Source organism: Frateuria sp., from assembly GCF_035944355.1.
GTDB lineage: Bacteria > Pseudomonadota > Gammaproteobacteria > Xanthomonadales > Rhodanobacteraceae > Frateuria_A.
The window spans coordinates 304735-317387 of the sequence record NZ_DASZBH010000016.1 but is presented as its reverse complement, the minus strand read 5'-3'; the positions used below and the strand labels follow the sequence as shown (position 1 = coordinate 317387).

The 12653-nt window shown below is 71.0% G+C and carries 8 protein-coding genes; 2 read left to right on the top strand and 6 right to left on the bottom strand.

Annotated features, from left to right (window positions below; all coding sequences use genetic code 11):
- Nucleotides 1-4 precede the first annotated feature (4 nt).
- Genes VGU03_RS14390 through VGU03_RS14380 form a run of 3 tightly spaced genes read right to left on the bottom strand, consistent with a single transcriptional unit; the run spans nucleotide 5 to nucleotide 2798 of the window.
- Nucleotides 5-205, bottom strand: a complete 201-nt coding sequence (locus tag VGU03_RS14390) for a DUF1656 domain-containing protein (RefSeq protein WP_327481668.1) — start codon at nucleotides 203-205, stop codon at nucleotides 5-7.
- A complete protein-coding gene (locus VGU03_RS14385) occupies nucleotides 195-2291 on the bottom strand; it encodes an FUSC family protein (protein ID WP_327481666.1) in 2097 nt (698 codons plus the stop codon). The genes VGU03_RS14390 and VGU03_RS14385 overlap by 11 nt, the downstream gene beginning before the upstream one ends.
- A gap of 9 nt (nucleotides 2292-2300) precedes the next feature.
- On the bottom strand, nucleotides 2301-2798 hold the full coding sequence (locus VGU03_RS14380; RefSeq protein WP_327481664.1) for a MarR family transcriptional regulator: 498 nt from the start codon (nucleotides 2796-2798) through the stop codon (nucleotides 2301-2303).
- A gap of 226 nt (nucleotides 2799-3024) precedes the next feature.
- On the opposite strand from VGU03_RS14380, the gene VGU03_RS14375 reads away from it, so the two are divergent.
- Complete coding sequence (locus VGU03_RS14375) at nucleotides 3025-4875, top strand: M1 family metallopeptidase (protein ID WP_327481662.1); 1851 nt, start codon at nucleotides 3025-3027, stop codon at nucleotides 4873-4875.
- Between the two features lie 52 nt (nucleotides 4876-4927).
- Entirely contained in the window at nucleotides 4928-5872 is a 945-nt protein-coding gene (locus VGU03_RS14370; RefSeq protein WP_327482124.1) for an alpha/beta fold hydrolase, read from the top strand.
- 500 nt (nucleotides 5873-6372) lie between these two features.
- Here VGU03_RS14370 and VGU03_RS14365 read toward each other — a convergent pair whose 3' ends face one another.
- From VGU03_RS14365 to gspD, 3 genes are all read right to left on the bottom strand, one after another.
- Nucleotides 6373-7059 (bottom strand): helix-turn-helix transcriptional regulator, encoded by a 687-nt coding sequence (locus VGU03_RS14365; protein ID WP_327481661.1) that lies wholly within the window; start codon nucleotides 7057-7059, stop codon nucleotides 6373-6375.
- 250 nt (nucleotides 7060-7309) lie between these two features.
- Nucleotides 7310-9895 carry an ATP-dependent helicase HrpB gene (gene hrpB, locus VGU03_RS14360; RefSeq protein ID WP_327481660.1) on the bottom strand — a complete coding sequence of 862 codons (2586 nt, stop codon included), beginning with the start codon at nucleotides 9893-9895 and terminating at the stop codon, nucleotides 7310-7312.
- Nucleotides 9896-10025: 130 nt separating this feature from the next.
- Nucleotides 10026-12653, bottom strand: coding sequence for a type II secretion system secretin GspD (gspD, locus tag VGU03_RS14355; protein ID WP_327481659.1), 2628 nt, complete (start codon nucleotides 12651-12653; stop codon nucleotides 10026-10028).

The window sequence follows — 12653 nt, the reverse complement described above, 5'->3', positions numbered from 1 at the left end:
GGAGTCAGTGGATCAACAGCAGTCCGGCGGCGCCGAACAGGCAGACGAACAGGGCGAAGCGCAGCAGCGAGGGATGCCAGAGGCGCCGGTACAGGCCGAGCCGGCCGATCATGAGATCCAGCAGCACCATCAGCACGAGGCTCAGCAGGAATACCGGCAGCAGGCCGGGCAGCAGCACACCGTAGAACTCGATTTCAGGCGGCATCGGCCACCTCCGGTGCGCCCAGGTAGGGAGCCAGCGGCGATTCCTCGTCGCGCAGCGCGCTGCGCAACTGGTACAGATGGCGGCGCACGGCCACCCCGCGCGGCGCGGCCTGGATGGCCCCGAGCACCGCCGCATCGGCCGCCTGCCAGCGCGCGGCATCGGGTGCGCGGTAGAGCCGCGCCACCGCGTCCAGCGCGCGCAGCGCGGCATCGTTGGCGGCGGCGGGCAGCTCCCTGCCGGACAGGTCCTGGCGCAGCTCGATCACGGCGCGGCCGCTCTCCTGCACCGCCAGCGACCAGCCCAGCAGGTGGCGCGACTCCTCGCTGTCCGGCCGCGTGTGCGCCACCACCTGCTGCAGCAGGTCGCGCACGACGCTCTCGAAGCGCCATGCCAGGCCTTCCAGCGGCGCGCTCGCCGCCAGCGCGACCTGCTCGCGCAACAGCCGCAGCTGGCGCCGGCGTTGCCACCGCGTGCCGGTGACGCCGGGCAGCACCATGAAGGCGACGCCGGAGAGTCCCAGCCCGGCGACCTGCGCGATGGCGTCGTTGAGGAAGTGTTCGGGGTCGTACACCATCGGGTTCTTCAGCGCCAGGATGTAGACGAAGCCCAGCGTGTAGCCGGCGCCGACGCCCGACAGCGTGTCGCGCGTGCTCAGATAGGGGCCGATCAGCAGCAGTCCCGCGGTGGCGCAGACCAGCATGGCGAAGCCGTCGCTGCCCGGCAGCAGCACGAACACCGCGATGAAGCCCGCCGCCATGCCGGCGGCGTAGCCATACAGCGTGTGCGCGGCCGAGGCGATGGGGTTGGGCGAGGCGGCCAGGAGCCCCGCGAAGATCGTCGCCAGCAGCATCGCGCTGCCGCCGAAGGCCCAGCCGCTGGCCAGCCAGAACGCGGCGAGCACCAGCATGGTGAGGAAGGTGCGCAGCACCGCCACCGCCGCGCCGGCCAGGTCGTTGCCGCGGCGGAAATGCACGCGTTCCACGCTGCCGCGCAGCTTGCCCGCGCGCAACGAGGCCTCCACCGCGGTGAAGTCGGCCAGCTCCTCGGCGAAGCGCAGCACCAGCGCCGCGCCGGTATCGAATTCCAGCCGCGCCGCCGGCTGCTCGAACGGCGCGCGCAATGCGGCGATGCGCGCCGGCAGGGCGGTGAGGCAGGCACGCAGGCGCCGGATCAGCACGGCTAGGTCGTGGCGCTCGCCCGGCGGCGTGGACAGCGCCTCGCCGATCGGCCGGTACGACCCGATCAGCGCCTGCGCCACCGCGTCGCGGCCGCGCCGCGCGAGCCGGTTGATCAGGTGGTGCAGCGATTGGAAGCTGGTCGCCGCGGCCATGTAGCGCTGGTTGAGCAGGCGCATGCGCGCGCTGCGCGTGCGCACTTCCGGGTCCTCGAAGATCACCGAGGTGCGCAGGTCCTCCAGGTGCACGGCGGCGCGCACGAATTCCAGGTGCGCCTGTTCCATCTTGGCGCGTGGCAGCACGCCGCCGGTGCTGTCGCGCACGAAGTCGACGAAGTGCGCGAACTGCGTGCGCGCGCTCTGGCGCAGCACCACGCGCAGCCGCTGCGGCAGCAGCAGGTCGCTGAACACCGCAGCGACCAGGATGCCCAGCAGCACCTCGCTCACGCGCATCACCGCCGAGTCGAAGCCGTTCAGGGGATTGCCCAGCGCCGGCAGCGTGACGATGGCCGCGGTGTATCCGGCCAGCACGAAGCCGTAGGCCATGAAGTTGCGGTACAGCGTGGCGCCGCCGGCGCACAGCGCCAGCCACAGCGAAAGGGTGAGGAAGAACAGCTCCCGCTGCTGGGGAAACAGCGCCATCAGCGCCAGCCCGAACAGGCTGCCGGCCAGCGTGCCCAGCGCCCGGTAGAAACTCTTGGCCAGCACCATGCCGCTGTGCGGATGCATCACGATGGAGACCGTGATCATCGTGGTCGAGGGCTGCTCCAGATTCAGCCACATGGCCAGCCAGGCGGCCACGTACATCGCCAGCAGGGTCTTGGCCACGAACAGCCACGCGCGCGACTCCTCGGCAAGGAACGCGCCCAGCCAGGGCCTGCGCGGCAGGGTTGCGGTAGCGGTGGCGGACATGCGGGACCTTCAGCCGCGGCGGTCGAAGCCGTCGAGGAACTTCTTCAGCAGGCGCTCCAGCTCGGCCTGTTCGCGCGCGCTCATGCCCTGGGTCTGCTCCTCCAGCAGGTCGCAGATCGAGGGCAACAACTGCTCGATCAGGTCGAGCCCGGCGGGCGTCAGGGTGAGCACCAGCTTGCGGCGGTCGTCCGCGCTGGCGGCGCGCTCGATGAGGCCCTTCTCGCACAGCTCGTCGGTAAGCCGCGTGATGTTGGCCGCCTTCTCGCCCGCGGCCTCGGCCAGCTGCGAGGGGTGCAGCGCATGGTCCGCGGTGCCGTACAGCATCATCAGCAGGTTGTACTGCGGATGGTTCAGGCCGAACGCCTTGAGCGCGGTGTTGGCGTCGTCGTGGATGCGCTTGTGCAGGTGCTTGATCAGGCGCACCAGCACGGCCGGTCCGCGCGGAAAAGCCGGATGGCGCCGGCGGGTGACGGCGAGTCGCTGTTCGGTGGGTAGGAAGCTGCTCATGGGATGTTTACTGCTTCAGCTATATTACATTTATGAAGTAAAACCCGCAACCGTTCGCCCTCTTTGCGGGCATGCAGCGGGGCGCTCGGGATCGGTGGGCGTGGACCCAAGGGAACCGGCGGCACACCGCCGCCCGGCCGGAGCGCGCGCGGGGCAGGCCTTGTGTCACGGGCATCCGCGCGCGGCCCAATGGCATACTCGACCCTTCCCTATCCGAGAACCTCGCATGCGTGTGATCCCTGCCCTCGCCCTCGGCGCGCTCGTGCTGCCGCTGTCCGCCCTGGCCGCCGACCCGCACTCGTATGCGCAGCCGGGCCAGGTCCGCGTGACCCACCTGGACCTGGAGCTGGCGGTCGATTTCCCGCACAAGGCGCTCGAGGGCCAGGCCACGCTCACGCTGGACTGGAAGAACCCCAAGGCGCCCTCGCTGGTGCTGGACACGCGCGACCTGAAGATCGCCAAGGTCGAAGGCCTGGACGCCGCCGGCCGCGCCACCGCGCTCAAGTTCGCGCTGGCGCCGCGCGACAAGGAGCTGGGCAGCAAGCTCACCATCCAGGCGCCCAGGCACCCGGCCAAGGTGCGCATCGCCTACGCGACCGTGCCGGCCGCCTCCGGCCTGCAGTGGCTCACGCCGGCACAGACGGCGGACAAGAAGCTGCCCTTCATGTTCTCGCAGTCCGAATCGATCCACGCGCGTTCCTGGGTGCCGCTGCAGGATTCGCCGGCGATCCGCTTCACCTACAGCGCGCACGTGACCGCGCCGAAGGACGTGCGCGTGGTGATGAGCGCGCTCAATGACGCCCGGCACCCGCTCGACGGCGACTTCCGTTTCGACCAGCCGCACCCGATCCCCTCCTACCTGCTGGCGATCGCCGCCGGCGACATCGCGGTCAAGGAGACCGGCCCGCGCTCGGCCGTGTACGCCGAACCTTCGGTGGCCGGCAAGGCGGCACACGAGTTCGAGGACACCGAAAAGCTGATCGAAGCCACCGAGAAGCTCTATGGGCCCTACGCCTGGGGCCGCTACGACATCCTGGTGCTGCCGCCCTCGTTTCCCTACGGCGGCATGGAAAACCCGAACATGACCTTCGCCACGCCGACCGTGCTGGTCGGCGACAAGAGCCTGGTCTCGCTGGTCTCGCACGAGCTGGCGCACTCCTGGTCGGGCAACCTGGTGACCGCCGCGAGCTGGCGCGACATCTGGCTCAACGAGGGCTTCACCACCTACGTGCAGGGCCGCATCACCGAGGCCGTCTACGGCAAGGTGCTGGCCGACGAGGAGGCGCTGCTGTCGGCGCGCGCGCTGCAGAAGTCGATCGGGCAGATGCCCGCCAACTCGCAGAAGCTCGCACCCGATCCGCGCGGCGTGGGCGCCGACGACTCGCTCTCGGACGTGGCCTACGACAAGGGCTCCTGGTTCCTGCGCACGCTGGAGCAGCGCTTCGGCCGCGAGACCTTCGACACCTGGCTGAAGGCCTACTTCCACCGCCACGCCTTCACCTCGATCACCACCGAGCAGATGCTCGATGACATGAAGGCCAACCTGTTCGACACCCATCCGGGCAAGATGGACTGGGCGCAGGCCAAGGCATGGGTCTACCAGAGCGGCATCCCCGCCGATGCGCCGCTGCCGACTTCGGCGCGCTTCGACGCCATCGACAAGGAACGCGCGGCCTTCCTCGCCGGTACGCTGGATGCCAGTGAACTGGATGCCAAGGGCTGGAACACGCAGGAATGGATGTACTTCCTCGACCGCCTGCCCGACGCGCCGCCGCTTTCCAAGATGCGCCAGCTCGATGCCGCCTGGCACCTCACCGGCACGCCCAACGCCGAGATCGGCATGCGCTGGTACAGCCACGCCATCGCCGCCGGCGACAAGGCGGTGTGGGAGGACGCGCGCGAGCACATGACGCGGATCGGCCGCATGTACCTCACCCTGCCGGTGTACAAGGCCTTCGCCGCCACGCCGGAAGGCCTGGCCTACGCCAAGGCCGCCTACGCGCGGGCGAAGGACGGCTACCACCCGATGACCCAGGGCGCGATCGAGTCGATCCTGGCCAAGGCATCGTCGAAGTAGCCGGACGCCACCGATGAACCGAACTCCCGACACCCGTCCGCTGTGGAAGCGCATGCTGCTGCGTCGCCTGAAGTTCCTGGGTGTGCTGGCGGCGCTGGTGGTCGTGCTGCTGGGCGGCAGCTACCTGTTCGCGCCGCAGTGGCTGCTGGGTGCGCAGCAGACGCGCGAGGCGATGGCCGCGCACGTGGAGAAGCACGCGCTGCGCGCCGGCGACACCGACTGGAGCTATTACGAGGGCGGCAACGGCCCCACGCTGGTGCTGCTGCACGGCTTCGCCGCGGACAAGACGGTCTGGCTGCCGCTGGCCGAGCAGCTCACCGCGCACTTCCACCTGGTGATCCCCGACCTGCCGGGCTGGGGCGAGTCCTCGCGCAACGCGGGCGCCAGCTACGGCGTACAGGCGCAGGCACAGCGCCTGCACGCCTTCCTGGCGGCTCTGAACCTGCAGCGCGTGGTGCTGGTCGGCCACTCGATGGGCGGTGCGATCGCAGGCGTGTACGCGGCCGAGCATCCGCAAGACGTGGCGGCCCTGGCACTGCTGGATGCCTACGGCCTGAAGTCCCGCCTGAACGACTTCGACCGAGACGTGCTGGCCGGCAAGGACCCGTTCGTCTACGACGACCGCGCCGGCTACGAGGCCTCGATGAAGCTGGCGTTCCTGCAGCCGCCCGCGGTGCCCGGCCGGATCGAGGACGTGTTCGTCGCGCGCAACCGCGCGGACCGCGCGTTCATCGAGCGCACCCTGGCCGAGCTGCGCCAGCCCGCCAACTACCTCTCGCTGCAGAACGACCTCGGCCGGCTGACCATGCCGGTGCTGGGCCTGTGGTGCCGCGAGGACCGCATCGTCGATCCCTCCGCGCTGGACAGCCTGCGCGATGGCCTCACTCAGGCCGCCTCGATCAGCTCCAGTCTGCTCAGCGGCTGCAACCACATGCCGATGATGGAGAAGCCGGAGGCCACCGCGCAGGTGCTGACCGGCTTCGTGCTGGGGCGGTAGCCTGCCTTGCTCCCTCTCCCCTCAGGGGAGAGGGTTGGGGTGAGGGGCCGGGGCTCGCGGGGATCGCCGTTGCCGCCTGATTTTTCATGTCGCACTTGCGAGGGCTCTCCGCGACTTGGCTCGCCTGCGGCGGGCTTCCGATCGCCTGACGGCGCTCGGGTCACTTTTCTTTGCTGGCCCACGCCCGCGCCTGGAGCGCGGGCGAACAGCGAAGCTGGCCCGAAGGGCAAAGGGCAGGATGCCCGGAGTAAAGAAAAGTAACCAAAAGAAACGGCCCGGTTCGACCCGGGGCGAGAAATGAGCTACGTGCCTGTTCGCGTTGTCGACAAAGTCGCATGCTCATAGAGGAGCTGCAGCCGCTTTACCGCGGGCGCTCGGAGGCTGAGGCAAGAGAAGGAGCAGGTTCGTGCTCGCGCATTAGCTCGAACATGCCGAAACGGGCGCCCACGTGCAGCGCGTCTCCCGCTCGGAGGGGAGCGGAGCGGGCGTCACGGCCCGGTTCAGCCGGGCAGCCGCACACCGAGCAGGCCGAAGCGGCGCAGGCCCTCCGCGCTCGGCAGCAGTGCGCGGCCGCGGGTGGCGTGGCGCAACCAGCCCGCTTCGAGCAGGGCCCCGGTGAGCGCCACGCCGAGCGGACCGCCCAGGTGCAGGCGGCGTTCGGTCCAGTCCAGGCAGCCGCGGCCGCGCAGGTCCGGCAGGCGCCGCGTGGCGGCCGGGTCCAGGCCCGCGTCCGCGAGCGCGGCGGCGCCGGCGGGCGCCAGCATCAGCCCATCGCTGGTGGTCGCCAGGTGGCCGCGTTCGAGCAGCCCGGCGCAGAGGGCCACGCCGAGCTGGCCGGCGAGGTGACGGTAGCAGCTGCGTGCGCGACGCAAGGCGGCATCGCCGGTCGGCGGCGCCACATTTCGGCGCGGCAGCGCCAGTGCCTCCAGCCAGCCGGCGACCTCGTCGCTCGCCAGCCGGTAATACCGGTGGCGCCCCTGCGCCTGCACCGCGAGCAGGCCGCCCTCGAGCAGGCGCTTCAGGTGCGCGCTGGCGGTGGGCGCGCCGATGCCGGCGGCCTGCGCGAGCTCACCGGCCGGCCGCGCGGTGCCGTCGACCAGCGCGAGCAGCATCGCCGCGCGCGCCGGCTCGGCGAGCAGGCTGCCGAACTCGGCCAACTGGTGTGGGGTGAGCGAGGCCTGGGTCATGGCGGGAGTCTAGTGCCGACGGTGGCAAGGGCGGTTCGCTGGCCGGCGAAAGGTGCGGGTTCTTCGCAGAGTCGCCCCCATCCGCCCTGCGGGCGCCTTCCCCCCCCTTCGCGGAGGAAGGGATCGTGAGTCCCACGTGTGAATCCTTCCCGTCGCCTCGTGGCGGAAGGGTTCCCAAGCCCAACGCGTGGGTCCTTCCCCCGTTCACGGGGCAGGCGCCAGCAGGCGGATGGGGGTCCTTGCGATGGAGTCACGTTCCGCGCGGCTTGGCCCGGTGCGTCGGCGTGGCCGACCACGGGTCGTCCGGCCAGGGGTGGCGCGGGTAGCGGCCCTTCAGTTCCTTCTTCACTTCCGGATAGGTGCGCTCCCAGAAGCCCTTGAGGTCCTGCGTCACCTGGATCGGACGCCCGGCCGGCGAGAGCAGGTGCAGGGTCACCGGCACGCGGCCGCCGGCGACGCGCGGCGTGTCGGCCAGGCCGAACAGTTCCTGCAGCTTCACCGCGAGCACGGGCGGCCCGTCCGCGTAATCGAGCTTGCGCGTCTGGCCGCTGGGCACGGTGAGGCTCTCGGGCGCCTGCGCGTCGAGCTGGCGGCGTTGCTCGTAGTCGAGCTGCGCGGCGAGCGCCTGCGAGAGCTCGTCGCTGCCCAGCGCATCGAGCTTGCGCTTGCCGGCGAGGTACGGCGCCAGCCAATCCTCCAGCGTGGCGAGCAGCGCCGGTTCGGACACGTCCGGCAGACCGAGCTCGGGCATCCAGCCGGCCAGCGCCTGCATGCGGGCGCGCAGGCGGCGCGCAGCTTCGCTCCAGGGCAAGGCATCCAGGCCGCGGCTGCGCACCGCGGCGAGCAGGGCGGGTAGCGCGTCCCCGGGCTGGACCGGCACGCTGCGCCGCTCGAGCACGATGGCGCCGAAGCGCCGTTCCTCGAACGCCTCCACGGCGCCGCGCGCTTCGTTCCAGCCCAGCGTGCGCTCGCGCTGGAAACGCTGCGGTAACTCCTGCTCCAGCCGGCGCGGATCGAACGGCGCGGCGGCGAGGATCAGGCTGTCGCGCGCCTCGCGCTTGAGGTCGAGCACCACCAGCCACGGTTCGCCGAGCAGCGCGGTGGCCTCGTGCAATACCGCGCCGCGGCCGTTGGCCAGCGTGTAGCGGCGTGGGTTGGCGGCGTCCTGGCGGGCGATGCGGTCGGGCCAGGCGTGCAGCAGCAGGTCGCCCACGGCGTGGCTGTCGGGCACGCCGCTGGCGGGGGTGCGCGTGTCCAGCCGTCGTCGCCAGCCCTTGGCCGCCTGCTCGATGGCGGCCAGCGCGCCGTGGTCCACGCCGGCGCGCGCCGACGACGAGGGCGCCGCGGCGCGGCGGTCGCGCCAGGCGTGCAACGCGACCACGCGGGCACGGAAATCGTCGCTGCGCGCCTGCTCGCCGCGCAGCGGCGTGCGTGCTTCCACCAGCGCCAGCAGATCGGCCGCCAGTGGATGCAGTTCGGCCGGCGCGCGCAGGGCCGCGGCGGCCAGTCGCGGAGCGGCGCCCAGTTCCAGCATGCGCCGGCCCAGCGGCGTGATGCGCCCGCTGGCATCGAGCGCCCCCAGTGAGGCGAGCAGCTCGCGCGCCTGCGCAAGTGCGCCGGGCGGCGGCGGGTCGAGCCAGCGCAGGCCTTCGTCGCCGGCGACGCCCCAGGCGGCCAGCTCCAGCGCCAGGCCGGAGAGTTCCGCCTGCGCGATCTCCGGCGTGCGCGCGGCCTCCAGGCGGCGGCTCTGCGGCCACAGGCGATAGGCCGTGCCTTCGGCCACGCGGCCGGCGCGGCCGGCGCGCTGGTCGGCCGAGGCCTGCGAGATGGCTACCGTTTCCAGCCGCGAGAAGCCTGAGTTGGGATCGAAGCGCGGCTCGCGCGCCAGGCCCGAATCGACCACTGCGCGGATGCCCGGCAGGGTCACGCTCGACTCGGCCACGTTGGTGGCCAGCACCACACGGCGCGTGCCGGGCTCGGCCGACGCCAGCGCGGCTTGCTGTTCGGCCAGCGACAGCTCGCCGTGCAGCGCGACGATCTCGAGCTCGAATCCGCCGCTCCCGGGAGCCGGCGGCGAAGCGCGATCAGCCGCGCCGACCGCATCCTTTCCGATGGACGCTGGCAGCGCCTTGTCCAGCAGCGCCTGCGCGCGACCGATCTCGCGGCGGCCGGGCAGGAACACCAGCACGTCGCCCTCGTTCTCCTCCAGCGCCAGGCGCACGACGCGGGCGAGCTGGTGCTCGGGTGTTTCCTGCGCGCGCGAGGGCGGATGCTCGATGCGCACGGGAAAGCTGCGACCCGGGCTGGACAGCCGCGGCGCGTCGAGCCAGCGCGCGATGCGCTCGCCATCGAGCGTGGCGGACATCACCAGCAGGCGCAGGTCCGGACGCAAGCCGGCCTGCACCTCGAGCGCGAGCGCCAGGCCCAGGTCGCCCGCCAGGTGGCGTTCGTGGAACTCGTCGAACAGGATCGCGCCGATGCCTTCGAGCTCGGGGTCGTCCTGGATCAGCCGCGTCAGGATGCCTTCGGTGACCACCTCGATGCGGGTGGCCGCGCTGACCTTCGACTCGAAGCGGATGCGGTAGCCGACCGTCTGGCCGATCTCCTCGCCGCGCTGGGCGGCCATGAACTGCGCCGCGGCGCGCGCGGCGATGCGGCGCGGCTCCAGCATCACGATGCGGCGGCCGGCCAGCCACGGGGCATCGAGCAGCGCCGGCGGCACCTGGGTGGTCTTGCCGGCGCCGGGCGGCGCCTCGAGGACCAGGCGCGGATGGGCGTCGAGCGAAGCACGCAGCTCGGCGAGCAGCGGCGTGATGGGGAAATCGGCTTGCTTCATTGGCGCGGATGATAAGGGCTGGGGCAAGGCCTCCCCATCCGTCCTTCGGGCACCCTCCCCGTCAAACGGGGGAGGAGCAAAAGCCGCGGCAGCCCTCCCCAGCGGATACGGGAGGGTCACCGCTTGCGCCCTACTTCCCCGCCATGCACTGCGCGACCCATTTGCGCGCCGTCGCCACGCCCTCGGTATCGCCCAGGTGTATGCGCACGTCGGCGATGATCTGCCAGTTGCGCGCGCACAGGTCGCCGTGCTGCGGGCCGTTGCGCCAGGACTCCAGCGCCAGGCGCTGCGCGGCAGCGTAGTCGGTCTGCCTGAGCGCGGCCTCGGCCTGCTGGTTCAGTTGCTCGGGCGTGGCCGGCGGCGTGGGCAGCGGCACGTCGACCGGCGAGGCGGCGGGCGGCGGCGGCTGCTTGGCGCGCTCGGCGCGCAGCGGCGCGAGCGATTCGAACTTGGCCTGGTATTCGTCGGTGATGCGCCTGGCGTCGTCGCTGGAACCGATCACGCGCGGAGTGATCAGCACGATCAGCTCGGAGCGGTTGCGGTGGCGGTCGGTGGAACCGAACAGCCGGCCCACGATCGGTACGCGGTTGAGGCCCGGGATGCCGGTGTCGGTGTTGCCCTCGTCCTGGCGGATCAGGCCGCCGAGCAGCACGGTCTGCCCGCTTTGCACGCCGACCTGGGTGGCGATCTCGCGCTGCTGGATGGTGTAGTTGCCGTTGGTGTCCTTGGTCGAGGGCACGCTCACCTGCTGCTTGATGTTGAGGTAGACCAGGCCACCCGGGTTGATGCGCGGCTGCACGTCCAGGATCACGCCCGTGCTGATGTATTGCACCTGCCCGATGGTGGTGGGGTTCTGGCTGCCGATGGTGCCCAGTCCCGGCGTGAAGTAGGTCTGGTTGACCGGGATCTGGTCGCCGGCCTGGATGTGCGCGACCTGGTTGTTCAGCACCACCAGCGAGGGCGCCGAGAGCGTCTTGACGTTGCCGTTGGTTTCCTGCGCGTGCAGCGCGACCTGCAGGTCGTGGTTGAGGAAGGAGTAGAAGAACGAGTCGTTGTTGGGGTTGTAGATCATGCCGCCCTTGCCCAGCGCCCACTGCTGCTGGTTGCCCGGCTGGCCCGGCGTGATGCCGCCGCTGCTGTTGGGCGTGCCGCCGATCAGGCCTTCCAGGTACCACTGCACGCCGAACTGCAGCGCGCCGGTGAGCTGCACTTCCAGGATGCGCGTCTCGATCTGCACCTGCAGCGGCACCGTGTCCAGGCGCTTGATCGCCGCCTCGATCTCCGACCACTGCGAGGGCCGCGCGCGCACCAGCAGCTGGTTGTTCGCGTCTACCGAGCTGATCTTGATCGAGCCGTCGGCGGAGCTGTACTGCTGGTCGTTGGCGGCGCTGGTCGCGCCGGCCAGGCCGCTGTTGTTGCCGAAGCCGCCGCTGGCGCCGGTGCCGCCCAGAGCGCCGGTGCCATTGTTGCCGCCGCCCAGCAGGCCGCCGCCGTTGCCACCCAACCCGCCACCACCGCCCAGGTCATTGCCGCCCTTGAGGCCGCCTTCGCCGCCGGCAATCCCACCACTGTTGCCGAAGCCGCCGGCCGTGCTGCCCATCGGCGTGCCGTTGGCGTTCTCGGCGCTGCCCAGCGTGCCGGAGGAAAGACCGGGCCCGACCTCGCCGCCGCTGCTGCCGCCAGCGGCCGCGTTGGCGTAGATCTGCGCCAGGTACTTGGCCAGATCCGAGGCCTTGATGTTGCGCACGTCGTAGACGTAGAGCTGCGGTTCGTTGCCGCCGCCGCGGTCGATCCGCGCGATCCAGTCGCCCACTTCCTGCAGGTAGTCCGGCTGTGCGCTGATCACCACCAGCGCGTTGGTGCGCTCGATCGGGATGAAGCGCAGCATGCCGGCCAGTGGCGTGTCGCCCTGCTTGCCGAACATCGCATCGAGCTTGGGCATCAGGTCGGTGACGTTGGCGCGCTGCAGGCTGAACACGCCCACCGACATGCCCTTCAACCAGTCCACGTCGAAGGTGCGCACGGTACGTGCGTAGTTGTCCAGCTCGGAGGGCGTGCCGGCCAGCACAAGCAGGTTGCGTGCCGAGTCGACCAGCAGGATCGCGTCGGGCCGCGCGAACGGCTTGATCAGCTTCTGCATCTGCGTGGCGGAGATGTAGTGCAGCGGGAACAGCCGCGCCTGCATGCCGCCCTGTGGCGCCACCGCGCCCAGGCTCGGCACCAGGCTGCCGGCCACCGCGTTCTTGGCCGGCAGCACCACGTAGCTGCCGTTCTGCTGCACCAGCGCATTGCCGGTCCAGGACAAGAGCGTCTCCAGCACCGGCAGCGCCTGGCTGGCGTCGATCGGCTCGGAGGTGGAGAAGGAGATGTTGCCCTGCACGCCCGGCACGATGGTGTAGTTCTTCTTCAGGAAATCGCCCAGGATCGCCTTGACCACCGCCTGCACCGGCTGGTTCTCGAAGTTGAAAGTCACCGCGTTCTCGCCGTGTGCCGGCGGGCGCGGCCGCGCCAGCGCCTGCGGACGGATGAACTGGCCGGTGCCATTGTTGACCTGCGGCGCCGGATTGCCCTCCTCGGCGGGATTGGCGCCGTTGTTGAGCGGCAGCGGCGCCGGCGCGGGCTTCTCGGTGCCGGCTACGGCCTCGCGCTGCAGGGCGTAGTCATCGTGCGGCTGCGGCATGCTGGAGCAGCCGGCAAGCCAGACCATCAGCGCTATCGCGCCGATCCGGAACAGACGGTGCAGGGCTAGGGTGGACAT